The 18,509-nt window shown below is 69.8% G+C and carries 19 protein-coding genes; 8 read left to right on the plus strand and 11 right to left on the minus strand.

Annotated elements, in window-relative coordinates; genetic code table 11:
- The first annotated feature begins 9 nt into the window (after positions 1 to 9).
- From AC069H_RS05915 to iolD, 6 genes are read left to right on the plus strand one after another with little or no spacing between them, the layout of a single operon-like run.
- A complete protein-coding gene (locus AC069H_RS05915; RefSeq protein ID WP_478225654.1) occupies positions 10 to 999 on the plus strand; it encodes a sugar ABC transporter substrate-binding protein in 990 nt (329 codons plus the stop codon).
- The gene (locus AC069H_RS05920) at positions 996 to 2,030 is read left to right on the plus strand and encodes an ABC transporter permease (RefSeq protein WP_478231520.1); all 1,035 of its coding nucleotides are present in this window, start codon (positions 996 to 998) and stop codon (positions 2,028 to 2,030) included. The genes AC069H_RS05915 and AC069H_RS05920 overlap by 4 nt, the downstream gene beginning before the upstream one ends.
- A complete protein-coding gene (locus AC069H_RS05925) occupies positions 2,027 to 2,812 on the plus strand; it encodes an ATP-binding cassette domain-containing protein (RefSeq protein WP_478231521.1) in 786 nt (261 codons plus the stop codon). Before AC069H_RS05920 ends, AC069H_RS05925 begins: the two co-directional genes overlap by 4 nt.
- The gene (gene iolC / locus AC069H_RS05930; protein WP_478231522.1) at positions 2,809 to 3,741 is read left to right on the plus strand and encodes a 5-dehydro-2-deoxygluconokinase; all 933 of its coding nucleotides are present in this window, start codon (positions 2,809 to 2,811) and stop codon (positions 3,739 to 3,741) included. Before AC069H_RS05925 ends, iolC begins: the two co-directional genes overlap by 4 nt.
- Positions 3,738 to 4,628 (plus strand): 5-deoxy-glucuronate isomerase, encoded by an 891-nt coding sequence (gene iolB, locus AC069H_RS05935; protein ID WP_478231523.1) that lies wholly within the window; start codon positions 3,738 to 3,740, stop codon positions 4,626 to 4,628. Before iolC ends, iolB begins: the two co-directional genes overlap by 4 nt.
- Positions 4,625 to 6,469, plus strand: coding sequence for a 3D-(3,5/4)-trihydroxycyclohexane-1,2-dione acylhydrolase (decyclizing) (iolD, locus tag AC069H_RS05940; protein ID WP_478231524.1), 1,845 nt, complete (start codon positions 4,625 to 4,627; stop codon positions 6,467 to 6,469). Before iolB ends, iolD begins: the two co-directional genes overlap by 4 nt.
- Positions 6,470 to 6,473: 4 nt before the next feature.
- On the opposite strand, the gene AC069H_RS05945 is transcribed toward iolD, so the two are convergent.
- Entirely contained in the window at positions 6,474 to 7,151 is a 678-nt protein-coding gene (locus AC069H_RS05945; RefSeq protein ID WP_478231525.1) for an NAD(P)-dependent oxidoreductase, read from the minus strand.
- Positions 7,152 to 7,194: 43 nt separating this feature from the next.
- The gene (locus tag AC069H_RS05950; RefSeq protein ID WP_478231526.1) at positions 7,195 to 7,398 is read right to left on the minus strand and encodes a hypothetical protein; all 204 of its coding nucleotides are present in this window, start codon (positions 7,396 to 7,398) and stop codon (positions 7,195 to 7,197) included.
- A gap of 25 nt (positions 7,399 to 7,423) precedes the next feature.
- On the opposite strand from AC069H_RS05950, the gene AC069H_RS05955 reads away from it, so the two are divergent.
- Complete coding sequence (locus AC069H_RS05955) at positions 7,424 to 7,717, plus strand: hypothetical protein (RefSeq protein WP_478231527.1); 294 nt, start codon at positions 7,424 to 7,426, stop codon at positions 7,715 to 7,717.
- Here the strand turns inward: AC069H_RS05955 and AC069H_RS05960 are convergent.
- From AC069H_RS05960 to AC069H_RS05985, 6 genes are all read right to left on the minus strand, one after another.
- On the minus strand, positions 7,686 to 8,744 hold the full coding sequence (locus tag AC069H_RS05960) for an NAD(P)-binding domain-containing protein (protein WP_478231528.1): 1,059 nt from the start codon (positions 8,742 to 8,744) through the stop codon (positions 7,686 to 7,688). The genes AC069H_RS05955 and AC069H_RS05960 overlap by 32 nt on opposite strands.
- 27 nt (positions 8,745 to 8,771) lie before the next feature.
- Positions 8,772 to 9,407, minus strand: coding sequence for an SRPBCC family protein (locus AC069H_RS05965; protein ID WP_478225663.1), 636 nt, complete (start codon positions 9,405 to 9,407; stop codon positions 8,772 to 8,774).
- A 22-nt stretch (positions 9,408 to 9,429) separates the two neighbouring features.
- Positions 9,430 to 10,284, minus strand: a complete 855-nt coding sequence (locus AC069H_RS05970) for an FAD binding domain-containing protein (RefSeq protein WP_478231529.1) — start codon at positions 10,282 to 10,284, stop codon at positions 9,430 to 9,432.
- Complete coding sequence (locus AC069H_RS05975) at positions 10,281 to 12,719, minus strand: xanthine dehydrogenase family protein molybdopterin-binding subunit (protein WP_478231530.1); 2,439 nt, start codon at positions 12,717 to 12,719, stop codon at positions 10,281 to 10,283. Before AC069H_RS05975 ends, AC069H_RS05970 begins: the two co-directional genes overlap by 4 nt.
- Entirely contained in the window at positions 12,719 to 13,249 is a 531-nt protein-coding gene (locus AC069H_RS05980) for a (2Fe-2S)-binding protein (protein WP_478225666.1), read from the minus strand. The genes AC069H_RS05975 and AC069H_RS05980 overlap by 1 nt, the downstream gene beginning before the upstream one ends.
- 276 nt (positions 13,250 to 13,525) lie before the next feature.
- Positions 13,526 to 14,443 (minus strand): threonine ammonia-lyase, encoded by a 918-nt coding sequence (locus AC069H_RS05985; protein WP_478231932.1) that lies wholly within the window; start codon positions 14,441 to 14,443, stop codon positions 13,526 to 13,528.
- A gap of 79 nt (positions 14,444 to 14,522) precedes the next feature.
- Here AC069H_RS05985 and AC069H_RS05990 point away from each other — a divergent pair, with 79 nt between their 5' ends.
- On the plus strand, positions 14,523 to 15,002 hold the full coding sequence (locus AC069H_RS05990) for an Lrp/AsnC family transcriptional regulator (protein ID WP_478231531.1): 480 nt from the start codon (positions 14,523 to 14,525) through the stop codon (positions 15,000 to 15,002).
- Here AC069H_RS05990 and AC069H_RS05995 read toward each other — a convergent pair.
- From AC069H_RS05995 to AC069H_RS06005, 3 genes are all read right to left on the minus strand, one after another.
- Positions 14,980 to 16,092, minus strand: a complete 1,113-nt coding sequence (locus tag AC069H_RS05995; RefSeq protein ID WP_478231532.1) for an XdhC family protein — start codon at positions 16,090 to 16,092, stop codon at positions 14,980 to 14,982. The genes AC069H_RS05990 and AC069H_RS05995 overlap by 23 nt on opposite strands.
- Positions 16,085 to 17,185, minus strand: a complete 1,101-nt coding sequence (locus AC069H_RS06000) for a vWA domain-containing protein (RefSeq protein WP_478231533.1) — start codon at positions 17,183 to 17,185, stop codon at positions 16,085 to 16,087. Before AC069H_RS06000 ends, AC069H_RS05995 begins: the two co-directional genes overlap by 8 nt.
- An 81-nt stretch (positions 17,186 to 17,266) precedes the next feature.
- The gene (locus tag AC069H_RS06005; protein ID WP_478231534.1) at positions 17,267 to 18,478 is read right to left on the minus strand and encodes an FAD-dependent oxidoreductase; all 1,212 of its coding nucleotides are present in this window, start codon (positions 18,476 to 18,478) and stop codon (positions 17,267 to 17,269) included.
- Between the last annotated feature and the right edge of the window lie 31 nt (positions 18,479 to 18,509).

Below are 18,509 nucleotides of genomic sequence, written 5' to 3' on the forward strand. Positions count from 1 at the left end.
GAGACGACGATGTCCCATCGCTTGAAAATGGCTTTGGTGGCCGTGGCGGGGCTGCTGCTCCTGTCCGCGTGCACCGGGCCGAAGGCCGAGGAGAAACCCACCGCGGGAGTGGGCCCGGCGACGACGGCGCAGCCGAGTGGTCCGCTGCGGGTCGCGGTCATCTCGCACGGCACGGCGGGTGACGCGTTCTGGAACGTGGTCAAGAACGGCGCCGAGGAGGCGGGCAGGCAGCTCGACGTCCAGGTCGAGTACAACTCCGACGGAGACCCCGGCAACCAGGCCAAGCTGATCGACAACGCGGTCGCCCAGCGGGTCGGCGGGCTGGTGGTGTCGATGGCGAACCCGGAGGCGCTCAAGACCTCGATCGAGAACGCGGTCCGCGCCGGGATCCCGGTCATCACCATCAACTCCGGCGAGGACAAGAGCGCGGGCTACGGCGCGCTCACCCACGTCGGGCAGAACGAGACCATCGCCGGTGAGGAAGCCGGGAAGAAGTTCCGGGAACTCGGCAAGAAGAAGCTGCTCTGCGTGGTCCACGAAGCGGGCAACGTCGGGCAGGCGCAGCGATGCGACGGCGCCAAGACCGGCTTCGCGGGTGACGTACAGACCTTGCAGGTCGACATCAGCAACCCCACCGACGCCGAATCCCGGATCAGGGGCGCGGTGCGGACCGACTCCTCCCTCGACGCCGTTCTGACGTTGAACTCCCAGGTCGCGGCTCGGGCGGTGAGCGCGATCAAGGCGGTGGGCTCGGAGGCCCAGGTCGGCACTTTCGACCTCAACACCGACGTCGTCGGCGCGATCAAGGCGGGCGAAGTGGTCTTCGCGGTCGACCAGCAGCAGTACGAGCAGGGCTATCTACCGGTGCAGTTCCTCAAGCTCTACCGGGACAACGCGAACGTCGTCGGCGGCGGGAAGCCGGTGCTCACCGGACCCGACCTGGTCGACAAATCCACTGTGGACACCGTCGGCCAGTACGTGCAAAGGGGCACGCGATGACAACCACCATGCTCGACGAACGGATCGCGAAACCCCGGCTGCTCGACCGGCTGGTCGTCCGCCCCGAGATCGGCGCGCTGCTCGGCGCCGTCGTCGTCTTCCTGTTCTTCACCCTCGTCACCGACCAGTTCTTCAGCGGCAGCGGCGTGGCGACCTGGCTGGACGACGCCTCGACGCTCGGCATCATGGCGGTCGCGGTGTCCCTGCTGATGATCGGCGGCGAGTTCGATCTCTCGGCGGGCGTGATGACGGCGTCCACCGCGCTCGTCACCGCGACACTGGCGACACAGGCCGGCTGGAACGTCTGGCTCGCGCTGTTCGCGTCGCTGGTCTTCGCCCTCGCGGTGGGCGCGTTCAACGGCTGGCTGGTGATGCGCACCGGACTGCCCAGCTTCATCGTCACCCTGGGCACGTTCCTGGCACTGCAGGGGCTCAACCTCGGCGTGACCCGCCTGGTCACCGGCACCGTCCAGGTGTCCGGGATGCGGTCGACCGACGGCTACGAATCCGCCGGTTTCGTTTTCGCGTCCACAGTGGACATCGGCGGGACCGCGTTCCAGATCTCCATCGTCTGGTGGATCGGGTTCGCCGTACTGGCGGCCTGGCTGCTCGTCCGGACCCGGTTCGGCAACTGGATCTTCGCCGTCGGCGGCTCCGCGCAGAGTTCGCGCGCGGTCGGGGTCCCGGTGGTGCGCACCAAGATCCTGCTGTTCATGACCACCGCGCTCGCCGCGTGGCTGGTCGGCTCGATCAACATCCTGCGGTTCGCGAGCGTCCAGGCGAACCAGGGCATCGGGCTGGAGTTCCAGTACATCATCGCGGCCGTGATCGGCGGCTGCCTGCTCACCGGCGGATTCGGTTCGGCGATCGGCGCCGCGATCGGCGCGCTGATCTTCGGGATGGCGCGGCAGGGCATCGTGTTCGCCCGCTGGGACAGCGACTGGTTCATGTTGTTCCTCGGGGTCATGCTGCTGTCCGCGGTCCTGGTCAACAACGCCTTCCGGCGGCGCGCGGAAAGGGTGCGGCGATGAGCCATCTTCTCGAGGTCAAAGACGTCGGCAAGACCTACGGCAGCGTGATCGCGCTGCGCGACGTCTCCACCGTGGTCGACGCGGGCGAGGTCACCTGCGTGCTCGGCGACAACGGCGCGGGCAAATCCACTCTGATCAAGATCCTCGCCGGGGTCCACCAGCACGACCGGGGCGACTTCCTGGTCGAGGGAGAGCCGGTCAAGTTCGCTTCGCCGCGTGAGGCGCTCGATCGCGGAATCGCGACGGTGTACCAGGATCTGGCCGTCGTCCCGCTGATGAGCGTGTGGCGGAACTTCTTCCTCGGCTCCGAACCGACGGTCGGTTTCGGCCCGTTCCGGGCGCTCGACCGGAAGAAAGGTCGCGAGACGACCAAGAAGGCGTTGTCCGACATGGGCATCGACCTGCGTGACGTCGAACAGCCGGTCGGCACGCTGTCCGGTGGTGAACGGCAGTGCGTCGCCATCGCACGCGCGGTGTACTTCGGGGCGAAGGTGCTGATCCTCGACGAGCCGACGGCCGCGCTGGGTGTCAAACAGGCGGGTGTCGTGCTCAAGTACGTCGCACAGGCCCGTGACCGCGGGCTCGGCGTCGTGCTGATCACGCACAACCCGCATCACGCGTACCCGGTGGCCGATCGCTTCCTGCTACTCAAACGGGGCGCGTCGCTCGGCGCGTACGAGAAGTCCGAGATCGATCTGGCCGAGCTGACCCGGCAGATGGCGGGCGGCGCGGAACTGGAAGCCCTCGAACACGAATTGCGAGCCTCGGAGTCCCCTTCATGACCACTCTCGAAGCACTGACCGTCGGCCGGGTCGGGGTGGACCTCTACCCCGAACAGAGCGGCGTGCCGCTGGCCGGGGTCAGCACCTTCGCCAAGTCGCTCGGCGGCACCGCGACCAACGTCGCGGTCGCCGCCGCGCGGCTCGGCCGCTCGACGTCGGTGCTGACGAAAGTGGGCCCGGACGGCTTCGGCGAGTACGTGCGGCAGGCGTTGCGGGAGTTCGGTGTGTCCCCCGAGCACGTCGGGACGTCGGCCGGCTTGCAGACGCCGGTGGTGTTCTGCTCGCTCGACCCGCCCGCGGATCCGCCGCTGCTGTTCTACCGGTCCCCCATCGCCCCGGACCTGACCATCACGGAGAACGACGTGCCCTGGGACGTCGTGGAATCCGTTCCGCTGCTGTGGGTCACCGGCACCGGTGTCTCCGTCGAGCCGTCGCGCGGCACCCAGCGCAAGATGCTCCAGCGGCGCGGGCGCCGGTCGCATACCGTGCTGGACCTCGACTTCCGGCCGATGTTCTGGCCCGACACCGAGACGGCTCAGGAAGAGATCGGCTGGATGCTCGACCACGTCACGGTCGCCGTCGGCAACCGCACCGAAGCCGAGGTCGCCGTCGGCACGGCGGACCCCGACGAGGCCGCATCCCGGATGCTGGCCAGGGGTGTCGAGCTGGCCGTGATCAAGAAAGGCGCCGAAGGGGTGCTGGTGGCCACCGCCGAGGGCCGCTGGACTGTGCCGCCCCAGCGGGTCGAGGTCGTCTGCGGGCTCGGCGCCGGGGACGGTTTCGGCGGCGCTCTGATCCACGGTCTGCTGTCCGGCTGGGATCCGGTGGGGATCGCCACCTACGCCAACGCGGCGGGCGCGCTCGTCGCTTCCCGGCTCGCCTGCGCCGACGCCATGCCCACCGCCGACGAGATCGAGGAGTTGCTGTGAGCAAGCTGCATCGTCCACTCGGGACGCTTTCGGACGAGCGGGACCCGGTCCGGCTCACCCCGGATTCGGCGGGCTGGGACTACAGCGGCCTGCGGGTTCTCTCGTTGGCCGCCGGAGAATCCAGGCTGGTGCGCACAGGCGAATACGAAGCGTTCGTCCTGCCCCTGGCGGGTTCCTGCACCGTCCGGGTCGACGGACAGGTCTTCGCACTCGCCGGACGGGATTCCGTGTTCACCCGTGTCACGGATTTCGCCTATGTGCCACGGGACGCCGAAGTCGAGTTGTCGACAGTCGCGGGGATCGAGGTCGCACTGCCGATGGCGCGCTGTACCCGCCGTCTCGAACCGCGCTACGGACCGGCCGAAAACGTGCCGGTGGAGGTGCGCGGGGCCGGACAGGCGACCAGGCAGGTCACCAACTTCGGCGTGCCCGGTGCCTGGGAGCACGCGGACAAGCTGAACGCCTGCGAGCTGATCACCCCCGGCGGCAACTGGTCGTCGTACCCGCCGCACAAACACGACGAGGCGTCCGAATGCGAGGTCGTCAACGAGGAGATCTACTACTTCCGCATCGCGGGCCGCGACGGCGTGACACCTTCGCGCGAAGGGTTCGGCCTGCACCGGACGTACACCTCCGACGGTGAACTGGACGAGGACGTCGCGGTCCGGGACGGCGACGTCTTCCTGATCCCGCGCGGCTACCACGGGCCTTGTGTCGCCGCGCCCGGCTATTCGATGTACTACCTGAACGTCCTGGCCGGGCCCGCCGACGATCGGTCGATGGCCTTCTGCGACGACCCGGCGCACGGCTGGGTCCGCGAGACGTGGAAAGACCAGGAGCTCGATCCGCGCTGTCCGGTCACGAGCCACGAAGGGCGGGTCTCATGAAGCTGACCACGGCACAGGCCTTGGTGCGCTGGCTGCTGGCGCAGCGGTCGGAAACCCTGGACGGGCGGGAAGTCCCGTTGTTCCCCGGGGTGTTCGCGATCTTCGGGCACGGCAACGTCCTCGGCCTCGGCACCGCGCTGGAAGAGCACCGTGACGAACTCCCCGTGTGGCGTGGGCAGACCGAGCAGGGCATGGCGCTCGCGGCGGTCGGCTACGCCAAGGCGACGCACCGGCGACAGGTCGGCGTGGTGACGTCGTCGATCGGGCCCGGCGCGCTGAACATGGTCACCGCGGCCGGGGTCGCGCACGCGAACCGGTTGCCGGTACTGCTGCTCCCCGGGGACACCTTCACCAGCCGCGCCCCGGATCCCGTGTTGCAGCAGGTGGAGCATTTCGGCGATCCGACGGCCACGGTCAACGACGCCTTCCGCGCGGTGAGCCGGTATTTCGACCGTATCGTCCGGCCGGAGCAGCTGCTTTCGACACTGCCGCAGGTCACCAGGGTGCTGACCGATCCGGCGGACGCGGGGCCGGTGACGCTGGCGCTCCCCCAGGACGTCCAGGCGGAGACCTACGACTTCCCGGACGCCCTGTTCGCGCCGGTGACCCATCGTCCGCACCGCCCGCGGCCCGATCGCCGGGCTCTCACCGAAGCGGCAGGCCTGCTCCGGGCGGCGCGGAAACCGTTGCTGGTGCTCGGCGGCGGCGTCCGGTATTCCGGCGCGGGCGGGCGCGCGCTGGCCTTCGCCGAACGGCACGGCATCCCGGTCACCGAAACCACGGCGGGGCGCACCCTGGTCCCGCACGGTCATCCGCTGCACGCGGGCCCGCTCGGGGTCACCGGCTCGGCGTCGGCGAACGTCCTGGCCGCGGAGGCCGACGTGGTGCTGGCCGTCGGCACTCGCCTGCAGGACTTCACCACGGCGTCCTGGACGGTGTTCTCCTCCGGAGTCCGGCTGATCACCCTGAACGCCGCCCGGTTCGACGCGGTCAAGCACGGTGCGCTGGCCGTCGTGGGCGACGCAGACGCGGGTCTCGTGGATCTGGCAGGCCAGCTGGAGAACTGGCATGCCGATCCACAGTGGACAGAGCGCGCCTCGGCGGAACGCGGCCGCTGGGACGCGCATATCGACACCCTGCGCGCCGCTTCCGGCGAGCTGCCGACATACGCCCAGGTCGTCGGCGCGGTCAACGATCTTTCCGAGCCGCACGACTACGTGATGACCGCGTCCGGCGGGATGCCGGGCGAACTGATCGGCGGCTGGCGCGGATCGGGCTCGATCGGCATGGACGTCGAGTACGGGTTCTCGTGCATGGGCTACGAACTCGCGGGCGCCTGGGGTGCGGCGATGGCGCATACCGAGGGCCTGGTCACCACGATGCTCGGCGACGGTTCGTACCTGATGCTCAATTCCGAGCTGTTCTCGGCCGCCTTCGCCGGACATCCCTTCGTGGCGGTGGTCTGTGACAACGACGGTTACGCGGTCATCGCCCGGCTGCAGCAGGGACAGGGCGGCAAGCCGTTCAACAACTTCCTCGGCGACTGCCGGAGCGCGCACACCACTCCCCCTCGGGTCGACTTCGCGCGGCATGCGGAATCGCTGGGATGCACGGTGTTCACAGCGTCCACTGTGGACGATGTGCGGGCGGCGTACGCGAGGGCGAGGGAAGCCGCGGTGGCCGAGCACCGGCCGGCGGTGGTCGTGGTGCGCACCCAGCCGGACTCGTGGACCGAAGCCGGTGCCTGGTGGGAAGTCGGCGTTCCGGAACACCTCGCTGGAAGGGAGGGGTTCGAGCGGGGCAAGTCCGGTCAGGTGCGCTACGTGAACAGTCGCCTTTAGAGGACTAAACGCGAGCGGTGAAACTGGCGAAGTAGCCGGCCGCCATGTCCTCGGCACCGTGTCCGACCTCGGACGCGCGGGCGAACCGGGCTCGCCCGGCCTCGACGGCGTCCATCCGGACACCCGCGCGGGCCGCGGCTTCCAGCACCAGCCGGGCGTCCTTCTCGGCGTTGTCGACCGAGAAGGCGGTGGTGTAGTCGTTCTTGAGGATCGCGGCGGACTTCGCCTGGAAGTAGCCGTTGTCCATCGGCCCGCCGGTGACGACGTCGACGAAATGCCGCGGGTCGACACCGAGCCCCTCGGCCAGCGCGAGTGCCTCGCCGACGCCGTGGGTCAGCGCGATCACCCAGGTGTTCAGCACCAGTTTGAGCCTGCTCGCCGCGCCGGTGCGGCCGTCTTCGCCGACCCACAGCGTGCGCTTGCCGATGGCGTCGAACAGCGGCTGGACGGACTCGCGCGCCTCGGTGGTGCCCGCCGCCAGCACGATCAGCTGGCCCAGCTCGGCGGGCTGACGGGTGCCCTGCACCGGTGCGTCGACGAAGACGAGGCCGTGCTCGTCGGCGTACGCGACCAGTTCGTCGACCGCGTCGCCGACGGTGCTGAGCTGGACCCAGATCGTTCCGGCGGCGGGGGCGGCCGCGCGGATCGCCTCCAGTACCGCCGGGCCGTCGCTCCCGGTCACCGCCGCCGCCAACGCGATCCCCCGAGCTGATCGACCGGGTCGTCTACATCGCCGCGCAGTGCCCCGCGGACCGCGCGCCCGGCGAATACCCGGCGCTGCCCGAGTGGTCGTCGTCCGCTCTCTTCCCCGCGCTGGCACCGCTCCTCGTCGGTGCCCCGTCGCGCCAGGGTTTCGTCCGGGTCAACTGGCGTGGTGCCGACCGCGCCCAGCGCGACGCGCTGCGGAAGGCCATCTCCGGCGAACTCACCGAAGAGCAGTTCCTTCAGGTCGTCGTGACGAGCCAGCCGGACGAGGTGTTCTGGCTGACCGGGCAGGAATGGGACCAGCGCGCCGACAAGGACTCCTGGGGCCGGATCCCGCGCACGTACGTCAGGCTGGCCGAGGACCGGTCGATGCCGCTCGCCGCGCAGGACCTCTACCTCGCCGAGGGCGACGCGCTGGCCCCGGACAACCCGTTCGACGTCCGCGACCTCGCGAGCAGTCACGCCGGGTTCTTCCGGCGGCCCGCCGAGCCGGCCGGGATCCTCGACGACCTCAGCGTCCGAGCAGGCGCCGGATCTCGGTGACGGCCGCGCGGCCCGCCCGGTTCGCGCCGACAGTACTGGCGGACGGGCCGTAGCCGACCAGGTGCAGCCGCGGCTCGGCGACGACGCGGGTGCCGTCCATCCGGATGCCCCCGCCGGCCGCGCGCAGGCGCAGCGGCGCGAGGTGGTCGATCGCGGCACGGAACCCGGTGGCCCACAAGATGACGTCGGCGGGCTCGAAGGTGCCGTCCGCCCATTCCACGCCGTCCGGCGTGATCCGCTGGAACATCGGGCGGCGGTCGAGGATCCCCGCGTCGAGGCCGGCGCGCACTTCCGGCGTCACCGCCAGGTCGGTCACGCTGACGACACTCTTCGGCGGCAGGCCCTCGCGGACCCGCCGATCGACCTTCGCGACGGCCTCCCGGCCCCAGTTCTCGCTGAACGGCTCGTCACGCCACACCGGCGGACGCCGCGTCACCCAGCGCGTCGAGCGCGCGAAGGGCGCGATCTCCAGCAACAGCTGGACGGCCGACGCGCCACCGCCGACCACGACGGCACGTTTGCCGCGGAAGTCGCCGGTTCCGGTGTAGTCGGCGGTGTGCAGCTGGCGGCCGCGGAAGGTTTCCTGCCCCGGGTAGTACGGCCAGAACGGGCGGTCCCAGGTACCGGTCGCGCTGATCACCGCACGCGCGGCCCAGGTTTCCGCCGCGCTCGCCACGACCAGCCGATCGTCCTCGGCGCTCACCGACAGGACGTCGACGGGCCGATGGACCGGAAGGTCGTAGGTGCGCTCGAACCGGCCGAAGTACTCGGCGACGGCTTCGGCCGCGGGCTGTTTCGGATCCGGGGTGCCGAAGGACATGCCGGGAAGGTCGTAGACGCCGTGGACCTTCTCCATCACCAACGAAGGCCATCGGTACTGCCACGCGCCACCGGGCCGTTTGCCGTGGTCGAGCACGACGAAACCCGCCTCGTTGGCGAATCCCGCGCGGCGCAGGTGATACGCCGCCGACAGACCCGCCTGGCCCGCCCCGATCACCGCCACGTCGACTTTGTGATCCGCCTTCATACCGGGTTCAACGGCTGGGCGAAGCGGCTATTTCGTCCGCTGCGTCACAGCCCGCACGATCGCGACGACCAGGAGCACCCCGGCGAGCGCCACCAGCACCGGCGCCACGCGTTTGACCACGGATCCGCCCGCGTACTCCATCAGGTCGATGGCTTCGCCCTCCGTCACCGGCTTGACCGCTTGCAACGGCGGGCGTTCCTGGGGTTTCTCGGGCTCGGGCGTGGTGGCGAGCTTGCCGGACAGGCAGTCCGCGAACGAGTCGAGGATCTTGCCGCCGACCTCGGAGATCATCCCGCGCCCGAACTGCGCCGGCTTGCCGGTGACCGCCAGCTCCGTGGCGACGGCGCCATGGGTGACGCCGCCCTTCTCGGTCAGGGTGAGCGTCACCGTCGCGGAGGCCGTGCCCGCTCCCCGCGCGTCCTTGCCCGCTGCCTTGATCACCACCTTCTTGGCGTCGGCGTCCTTCTCGACGAAGTGGCCGGTTCCCTTGTAGAGCAGGGAGATCGGCCCGAGCTTGACCTTCACCGTGCCTTTGAAGGCGTCCCCGTCGACTTCGGTGACGGTGGCGCCCGGCATGCACGGCGCCACTCGTTCCGGGTCGACGACGGCCTTCCAGACCTCGCCGACCGGGGCGGGAACGGTGAATTCGTGGTCGAGCCGCACGGGCCGACCTCCTCTCTGGTATCTAAGAACCCGCCGCGGCGAGGACCGCCCGGCCGGTCAGCACCCGCGCGAGGTGCTGCCGGTATTCGACGTCGGAGTTGCCGTCGGCCGTGGGGTTCGTGCCCTCGGCCGCGCGTTCGGCCGCGCCGCGGACCGCCTCGGCGGTGGCCGCGCAGCCGACCAAGGCCTCCTCGACCCCGGCCGCCCGTACCGGGGTCGAGCCCATGTTGGTCAGCGCGACCCGCGCCTCCTCGATGGTGCCCGCCTCGGTGCGGACACAGGCCGCGACCGCGACCATCGACCACGCCTGCGCGACCCGGTTGAACTTCTCGTAGTGGGCCTGCCAGCCGGTGTGCTTCGGCACCCGGACCTCGACCAGGAGTTCGTCCGCGGCGAGCGCGGTGGTGAACATGTCCTGGAAGAAGTCCGCCGCGGCGACCGTCCGCCGTCCGCCCGGCCCGGCGACGACGAGTTCGCAGCCGAGCGCGAGCACCGGAGCCAGCAGGTCACCGGCGGGATCGGCGTGCGCGATGGCACCGCCGAACGTGCCGCGGTGGCGGATCTGCGGATCGGCCACCGTGTCGGTGGCGGCCTTGAGCAACGCGGCGTGCTCGGCGACCAGCGCGTCCCGCTGGACGTCGTAATGCGTGGTCATCGAGCCGATCACCAGCGCGTCGCCGTCCTCACGGACGCCACGCAGCTCGGCGATCTTCCCGAGGTCCACCAGCGTGGTCGGCGTGGCGAGCCGCATCCGCAGCACCGGAAGCAGGCTTTGCCCGCCCGCCAGGACCTTGGCGTCCTCGCCCGCCTCGGCGAGCGCACTGATCGCTTCGTCCACTGTGGACGGGGCGACGTAGTCGAACGGGGCCGGGATCACTGGGCACCTCCGGTGGCGTCGATCGAACCGAGACCGCCACCCGCTTCGGAGCCCAGCCCGCCCGCGGCGGCCGACCCGTGCTGGATGGCATGCCAGACCCGCATCGGGGTCAACGGCATTTCGATGTCGTTCACCCCGAAGTGCCGGACGGCGTCGACCACGGCGTTGACCACCGCCGGGGTCGAGGCGATCGTTCCCGCCTCTCCGACTCCCTTGGCGCCCAACGGGTTCGTCGTCGACGGTGTCTCGGTGCGGTCGGTGGTGAAACTGGGCAGATCCGCCGCCGACGGGAGCAGGTAGTCGGCGAAGGTCCCGGTGGTCAGCGTGCCGCCTTCGTCGTGGACGGCCTCCTCGAACAACGCCTGCGCGATGCCCTGCGCGAGCCCGCCGTGCACCTGGCCCTCGACGATCAGCGGGTTGACGGCCACGCCGACGTCGTCGACGCAGACATAGGAGCGCAACCGCACGCGCCCGGTCTCGGTGTCGACCTCGGCCGCGCACAGATGCGTGCCGTGCGGGAACGAGAAGTTCTCCGGATCGAACGTGTCCGACGAATCCAGCGACGGTTCGACCCCGTCCGGCAGGTTGTGCGCCGAGAACACGGCCCACGCGATGTCCTGGATGGACGTCGAGGAATCCGTGCCCTTGACCGAGAACTCGCCCGCCGAGAATTCGAGGTCGTCCTCGGCACACTCCATCAGATGCGCCGCGATCGGCTTGGCCTTGGCGAGCACCTTGTCCGCCGCCTTGACCACCGCGATCCCGCCGACCACCAGCGACCGGGAGCCGTAGGTGTCCATGCCCTTGTGCGAGGACTGGGTGTCACCGTGGATGACCTCGATGTCCTCGTACGGGACGCCGAGTTTGTCGGCGACGATCTGGCTCCACGCCGTCTCGTGGCCCTGGCCGTGCGCGGAGGCGCCGGTGATGACCTCGATCTTGCCGGTGGGCAGCACACGGATCTCCGCGTGCTCCCAGCCGCCCGCCGCGTAGTCCAGCGAGCCGAGCACCCGCGACGGCGCGAGACCGCACATCTCGGTGAATGTCGAGATGCCGATGCCGAGCTGGACCGGGTCGCCCGATTCCCGCCGTTCCTTCTGCTCGCGGCGGAGCCCGTCGTAGTCGAAGAGCTCCTTGGCCTTGGCTGTCGCGGCCTCGTAGTTGCCCGAGTCGTAGGTCAGCCCGGCCACCGTGGTGAACGGGAACTCCTCGTGCTTGATCCAGTTCTTCTCGCGGATCTCCATCGGGTCCATGCCCAGTTCGACGGCGAGTTCGTCCATCATCCGCTCGATCCCGAACGTGGCCTCCGGCCGCCCGGCGCCGCGATACGCGTCGGTGAGCGTGGTGTTGGTGAACACGTTGGTGCAGGCGAAGTGGTACGCCGGGAACTTGTAGATCGCGTTGAACATGAACGCGCCGAGGATCGGCACGCCGGGACCGACGAGGCCGAGGTACGCGCCCATGTCGGCGAGCAGTTCGACCTTGAGGCCGGTCACCGTGCCGTCGCGGTTCGCGGTGATGGTGATGTCCTGGATCTGGTCGCGGCCGTGGTGCGCGGCGACCATCGTCTCCGAACGGGACTCGGTCCACTTGACCGGTTTGCCGAGCCGCTGCGCGACGAGCGTCGACATCATCTCTTCGGGCAGCACGGCGATCTTGCCGCCGAACCCGCCGCCGACGTCGGGCGCGATCACCCGCACCTTGTGCTCGGGAAGACCGAGCGTGGCCGCGGTCATCGTCTTGAGGATATGCGGGACCTGGGTGGCCGACCACATGACCAGCTGGTTGCCCGTCGGGTCGACCACGCACGCCCGCGGTTCCATGAACGCCGGCACCAGCCGCTGCTGCCGGAACCGCCGCTTGAGCACGACTTCGGAGTTCGAGATCGCGTCTTCGACACTGGAACCCGTTCCCGCGTCGGCGGAATCGAAGACCCAGAACGCGTTCCGGTTCGTGCCGAGATCCTCGTGCACCAGCGGCGCGCCCTCGGCGAGCGCGTTCTCCAGGCCGAGGACGACCGGCAGCTCGTCGTAGTCGACGTCGATCATTTCAAGGGCGTCGTGTGCCTCGGCCGAGGTGCGGGCGACGACCACCGCGACTCCCTCACCGGCGAAGTTCACCGTGTCCGAGGCGAGGATGGGCCGCCTCGGCGACTTCATGTCCGGCGTGATCGGCCACGCGCAAGGCATGCCGATGGCGCCCTCGGGGTCGAGGTCCTTCCCGGTGAACACCGCGACCACACCGGGCGCGGACTTCGCCTCGGTGACGTCGATCGAGACGATCTTGGCGTGCGCGAACGGGCTGCGGAGCACCGCGAGGTGCAGCATGCCGGGCAGGGTCAGGTTGTCGGTCCAGCGGGTCCTGCCGGTGATGAGGCGCTCGTCCTCCTTGCGGCGACGGGACTTGCCTACCTCCGGTTCGATCGTGGAGGTCATCACTCACCACCCGCGCCGACACGGGAAGCGGTGTCCGAAGCGAGCCGCTCGGCCTCGGGACCGGCGCCGGGCCGCATCTCGTGGGCGACGTCGCGCACCGCGCGGACGATGTTCTGGTAGCCCGTGCAGCGGCACAGGTTGCCTTCGAGGCCTTCACGGACCGCCTTCTCGTCCGGATCGGGATTGTCGGCGAGCAGGTCGATCGACTGCATGATCATGCCGGGGGTGCAGAAACCGCACTGGAGCGCGTGGTTCTCGTGGAAGGCCTTCTGAACGGGATGCAGTTCGCCGTCGCGGGCGAGTCCCTCGATCGTGGTGACCTCGCAGCCGTCGGCCTGGACCGCGAGTACCGAACAGGATTTCACGCTGTGCCCGTCGAGGTGGACGGTGCAGGCACCGCAGTTGCTGGTGTCGCAGCCGACCACGGTGCCTACCTTCCCGAGCCGTTCGCGCAGATGGTGCACGAGGAGGGTGCGGGGCTCGACGTCGTCTGTGTAGCAGGTGCCGTCGACGGTGACGGTGATGCGCATCAGGCCTCCAAAAGCAAGAGAAACCCCGCGCTGGTCCGGGGTCGTTCGGGAGCGGCCGGTCATTCGGTTGTCACGGACCGACCCCGGAGCGACCGTGATCGGACTCACAGTCGAGCGTGCTACTTAGGTCCTGCCAGGGCAACCCCCACCAGGGGGTGACTCGCCAACAGGTGCGCAGATACGGTGTCAGGGACGAGAAAACGACGCAGATGCGGGGAAAGCGAGAGTGTCCTTTAGGTACAGACTCGTGAGTGGTAAGGACGGTTAGAACCGTCCTTACCACTCACGAGGCCAGACGGCGTTCGCGCCGGTGACCACGGTGGCGACCCGGTCGCCGGGGATCTCGTGCACGGTCAGCGCAGCCAGGCCGGCGGCTCCCGCGGGTTCCGGCAGGACACCGAGGGTTTCCGCGCCCAGCCGCATGGCCGCGCGCAGATCGTCGTCCTCGACCAGCACGAAGTCGTCCACGAGCGACCGCAGGCGCCGGACGGATTCGGGTTCCGGGGTGCGGATCGAAATGCCACCGGCGAACCAGTTGGCCCGGTCGACGGTGACCGGCTCACCGGCCCGCCAGCTCGTCGCCATCGCCCGAGCCGACGTAGTCCCGACGCCGACGATCCGGACGTCCGGCGTATGCGCCTTGAGCCAGAGCGCGACGCCGGCGATCAGCGCGCCGTCGCCGACCGGGAGCACGACCGTGTCGATCGCGCCCGCCCCCGCCAGTTCCAGCCCGATCGTGCCCGCCCCTTCGGAGATCGCCGGTTCACGGCCGTCGACCACGAAGACACGGTCCGGCGCTTCGGCGGCGAAGGCGGCCGCGGCGTCCTTCACCTCGCCCTCGACCCGGCGCACCCGCGCCCCCAAGGTCTTCATCCGCCGCAGTTTGACCGGGGAGATGTCGGCCGGGACGAACACCTCGGCCCGCGAACCGCGCTTCCTGGCGGCGAACGCGACGGCCTGCCCGAAGTTGCCGCTGGTCCCGCACACCATGGTGGTACCCGGCTCCAGCCCGGCCGCGAAGTAGTCGGCGCCCCGGCCTTTGAAGCTGCGCAACGGATTCAGCGTTTCGATCTTCACCAGCACGGACCGGCCGAGCCGTGCGTTCAGCTGTTCGTCGCTGTACTGCGGAGAGTTCAGGAAAACGGGATCGATCACCTTCGCCGCCTCGGCGACGTTGTCCAGCTTCAGGTCCATGTCGGTCATGACGCCCAAGCTAGGCCGGGAGCCGATCACGGCGATTGTAAATTTTCCCGCCCGCGTGCAAAATTCTTGCGTGCCTCTCGACGAGATCGACCATCGGCTGCTCGACCTCGTCCAGGCCGACGCCGCCCGCCCCCTGCACGATCTGGGCGACGCCATCGGCCTCTCCCCGAGCGCGGTCCAGCGGCGGCTGACCCGGCTTCGCGCCGCGGGCGTGATCCGCGCCGAGGTCGCCGTGCTCGATCCGGAGACGCTCGGGGCGGGGATGACGTCGGTCATCCTGGTCGCGCTGACCGACGACGACGAAAAGCACCACACGGCCTTCCGCGAGCGGATGCTGGCCGAGCCCCGCGTCCAGCACTGCTACAGCATCGTCGGGCAGTGGGACTACGTCGTCGTCCTGCTCAGCCCGGATCTCAAGGCGAGCCGGTACCTGTCCAGGAAACTGTTCGACGAGCACGTCAAACGGTACGAGACCCTGCCAGCCTGCGAGGTGATCAAGTCGAGTCAGTCGGTGCCGCTGCCCGGCGTCAGCCGTGGATCCGGCCGCTGAGTTCGGCGAGCCTCGATCCCGAACCGCTCCACCGCAGCGCGATGATCTCCGCCGCGATCGACACCGCGGTCTCCTCGGGGGTCCGCGCGCCGAGATCGAGGCCGATCGGCGAGGAAAGCCGTTCGAGTTCCGCCTCGGTGAGCCCGGCTTCACGCAGCCGCGCGAACCGGTCGTCGTGGGTCTTGCGCGAGCCCATCGCGCCGACGTAGCCGACGTCGAGCCGCAAGGCGACCTCCAGCAACGGCACGTCGAACTTCGGGTCGTGGGTGAGCACGGCGATCGCGGTCCGGCCGTCGACCCGGCCCGCTTCGGCTTCGGCCTTGAGATAGCGATGCGGCCAGTCGACGACGACCTCGTCGGCGTCCGGGAAACGGCTCTTCGTCGCGAACACGGGCCGCGCGTCGCAGACCGTGACCTGGTAGCCGAGGTACGCGCCCATCTTCGCCATCGCGGCGGCGAAGTCGATCGCGCCGAAGACCAGCAGGCGCGCGGGAGGCTCGAAGGAGTTGACGAAGACCGTCATCCCCTCGCCGCGGCGCTGCCCGTCCGGCCCGTAGTGCAGGGTGCCCGTGCGGCCGCCGGCGAGCATGCCGCGCGCGTCGTCGACGACGGCGTCGTCCATCCGCGACGAACCGAGCGAACCCGCGACGCGATCCGGCCAGACGATCAGCTGCTCGCCGACCAGGCCGTCCCGTTCGTGTTCGATCACCGTGACCACGGCGACCGGCTGTCCACTGTGGACCGATTCGACGACGTCGCCGAACTCCGGCATCGAGTCGCGGTCGATGTGCTGGACGTAGATGTCGATGATCCCGCCGCAGGTCAGCCCGACGGCGAACGCGTCGTCGTCGGACACGCCGTAGCGCTGCAGCACGGGCGCGCGTTCGGCGACCACCTGCTGTGCGAGCTCGTAGACGGCGCCTTCGACGCAGCCGCCGGAAACGCTGCCGGTGACCGTGCCGTCCGGGGCGACGAGCATCGCCGCGCCCGGGCTCCGCGGCGCCGACGAGAACGTCGCCACCACGGTGCCGACCCCCACCGTCTCGCCTGCCGCCCAGCGGCGGTGCAGTTCGTCCAGTACGTCACGCATCGGCGATCTCCACCAGCAGTCGTTCCAATGTGGCCAAGCTGTGCCCGGCGAGCAGCCGATCGAGGTACGGGAGCGCGGCCACGATGCCGGACTGCACGGGAGCGTAACCCGCCCGCCCCGCGTGCGGATTCACCCAGAATACGACGTGCGCGAGCCGCCGCAGCCTGGCGAGCTGCTCGCCGAGCAGTCCGGGGTCGCCCCGTTCCCAGCCGTCGGAGAACACGGTGACCACGGATCGCCTGGCCACACCGCGTTGTCCCCACCGGTCCAGGAACGCCCGCAAGGTCTCGCCGAGCCTCGTCCCGCCCGCGAAATCGGGGACCGCGGCGGCCGCGGCGAGCATCGCGTGCTCGGGATCGCGCAGCCGGAGCTGGCGGGAGACCCTGGTGAGCCGGGTGCCCAGGGTGAACACCTCGACCCTGCCCGGAGCGCGCCGCGCCACGACGTGCGCGAACCGCAACAGGGAGTCGGCGTACGGCCCCATCGAGCCGGAGACGTCGATCAGGAGGACGACGCGGCGCGGTTTGACCCCCTTCCGCCGGTACGCCAGGCGCACGGGCTCGCCGCCCCCGGCCAGAATCGCGCGGAGCGTGCGCGAGGGATCGAGCGTGCCCCGGCGGGCCGCGCGACGGCGCGGGGACGACCGCACCGGGAGCGCGGGGCGCAGTTTCGCGAGCAGTTCCCGCAGGTGAGCGCGTTCGGCGACACTCAGCTCGGCGAGATCGCGGTGCCGCAGGACCTCTTCCTCGCTCGCCGCCACGCGGAGCTCGTCGGGATCCGCGGCGGACTCGCCTTGGCCCGCCTGCGCGAGTGTGGCGATCCTGGCGCGCTTCGGGGCCGCTTCCCGGCCGCGCCGCCGTGACCCGGTTTCCTTTCCGGCGAACCAGCCGTCGAACGCGGCGTCGTAGCGCGGAACGTCGTCGGGATCAGCGCACAGCGTCAGCCGTCCGGCCCAGTACAGCTGGTCCGGATCGGCCAGATCGATCTCGCCGACGGCTTCGAGGTACGCCCGCACTCGGTGCGCGACGCACGGCAAACCGGCTTCGCGCAATGCCTCCGCGAAGCCGACGAAGCCCGCCAGTGGATCGCTCACTCCCCCATTGTGCGCGCGTTTCGTCCTCTGGATGCGGTACTTGCGCGTGCAAGTACCGCATCCAGAGGACGAAACGCGGGGTCAGCGGCGCGCGAAGACCGGGGTTTTCTCGCGCAGGGGGCCGATGCCACCCATGAAGGCGGCGAGAGCGGTCAGCTGCGGAAACCGGTCCGAAATCCGGAGCGGGAGCGGGACGGTCCGCTCGTTCAGGGTCCCGTCGAGAGCGGGCTCGATGAGCATCTTGTGCTCCTCCAGCTGCTGCTTCTGGGCGAGCGAAACAGCCACCGATCGCCTGCGCTGCACGCGGGCGAGATCCCGTGCGGTCAGCGTTCCGCGCAGCAGCGGGGCGGCGAGGATCCGCGCGGCCGCGACCGCGTCCTGCACCGCGATGTTGACGCCCATGCCGCCGACCGGCGACATCGCGTGCGCGGCGTCGCCGATGCAGAGCACCCGGCCGGAGTACCAATGCGGGAGCTTGGACATCCGCACCTTCAGCAGTTTGACGTCGTCCCAGCCGCGGATCTCGCTCAACTGCTCGTCGTTCCAGCCGAACAGGCCGCCGATCCGCTCCCGGAACTTCTCGATCCCTTCGGCTCGGTGCGCGGCGTCCTGCCCCTTCCTGATCAGGTACGAGGTCTGGAAGTAGTCGCCGCGGTCCATCGTCACGCCGGCGAGCCCGCCCTCGAACCGGCCGAACACCTGCGCATCCTTGCCGGTGTCTTCGAGTTTCGGCACCCGGACCCACCAGACGTCCATCGGCACCTCGTACTCCTTCGGCACGAGTCCCGCCTCGGCGCGGATCAGCGAGTCCCGGCCGTCACAGCCGACCACGAGCGGCGCGGCCAGTTCCCGCTCCTCGCCGTCGGAATCGCGATAACGCACGCCGCCACCGTCGCGCAGGCCGAGCACCTCGGCCCCCATGCGCAGGGTGAACGTGGGTTCCTCGGCCGCGGCTTCGGCGAGCAGGTTCAGGAAATCCCATTGCGGGACCATCGCGATGTATTTGTGCGGCCCCGGAACGCGGCTGAAATCGGCGGCGACGATGGTCGCGTCGCCGATCAGCATCCGCATCTTCTCCAGCCGTCGCGACGGCAATTCCGCGAAGCGCTCGCCGAGCCCGAGTTCGTCGAGCAGCATCAGCGTCGGCGGATGCACCGTGTCACCACGGAAATCGCGGAAGAAATCCTTGTGCTTTTCGAGAACGGTGACCTCGACCCCGGCTCGCGCCAACAGGAGCCCGAGCACCATCCCCGCCGGACCGCCCCCCACCACACAGCACTGTGTACGTTCCATAGTCGAGTTGTAGCGCGTGGAATGGGACGTC

The sequence above is a fragment of the Amycolatopsis sp. NPDC043887 genome, assembly GCF_056435665.1.

Excerpts from the sequence above, each read along its gene's own strand:
- AC069H_RS05985 (WP_478231932.1), bottom strand. The coding sequence starts at position 14,443 with ATGGACCTGAAGCTGGACAACGTCGCCGAGGCGGCGAAGGTGATCGAT.
- iolD (WP_478231524.1), top strand. The coding sequence starts at position 4,625 with ATGAAGCTGACCACGGCACAGGCCTTGGTGCGCTGGCTGCTGGCGCAG.
- AC069H_RS05925 (WP_478231521.1), top strand. The coding sequence starts at position 2,027 with ATGAGCCATCTTCTCGAGGTCAAAGACGTCGGCAAGACCTACGGCAGC.
- AC069H_RS05995 (WP_478231532.1), bottom strand. The coding sequence starts at position 16,092 with ATGCGTGACGTACTGGACGAACTGCACCGCCGCTGGGCGGCAGGCGAG.
- iolC (WP_478231522.1), top strand. The coding sequence starts at position 2,809 with ATGACCACTCTCGAAGCACTGACCGTCGGCCGGGTCGGGGTGGACCTC.
- AC069H_RS05980 (WP_478225666.1), bottom strand. The coding sequence starts at position 13,249 with ATGCGCATCACCGTCACCGTCGACGGCACCTGCTACACAGACGACGTC.
- AC069H_RS05920 (WP_478231520.1), top strand. The coding sequence starts at position 996 with ATGACAACCACCATGCTCGACGAACGGATCGCGAAACCCCGGCTGCTC.
- AC069H_RS05915 (WP_478225654.1), top strand. The coding sequence starts at position 10 with ATGTCCCATCGCTTGAAAATGGCTTTGGTGGCCGTGGCGGGGCTGCTG.
- AC069H_RS05960 (WP_478231528.1), bottom strand. The coding sequence starts at position 8,744 with ATGAAGGCGGATCACAAAGTCGACGTGGCGGTGATCGGGGCGGGCCAG.
- AC069H_RS06005 (WP_478231534.1), bottom strand. The coding sequence starts at position 18,478 with ATGGAACGTACACAGTGCTGTGTGGTGGGGGGCGGTCCGGCGGGGATG.
- AC069H_RS05975 (WP_478231530.1), bottom strand. The coding sequence starts at position 12,719 with ATGACCTCCACGATCGAACCGGAGGTAGGCAAGTCCCGTCGCCGCAAG.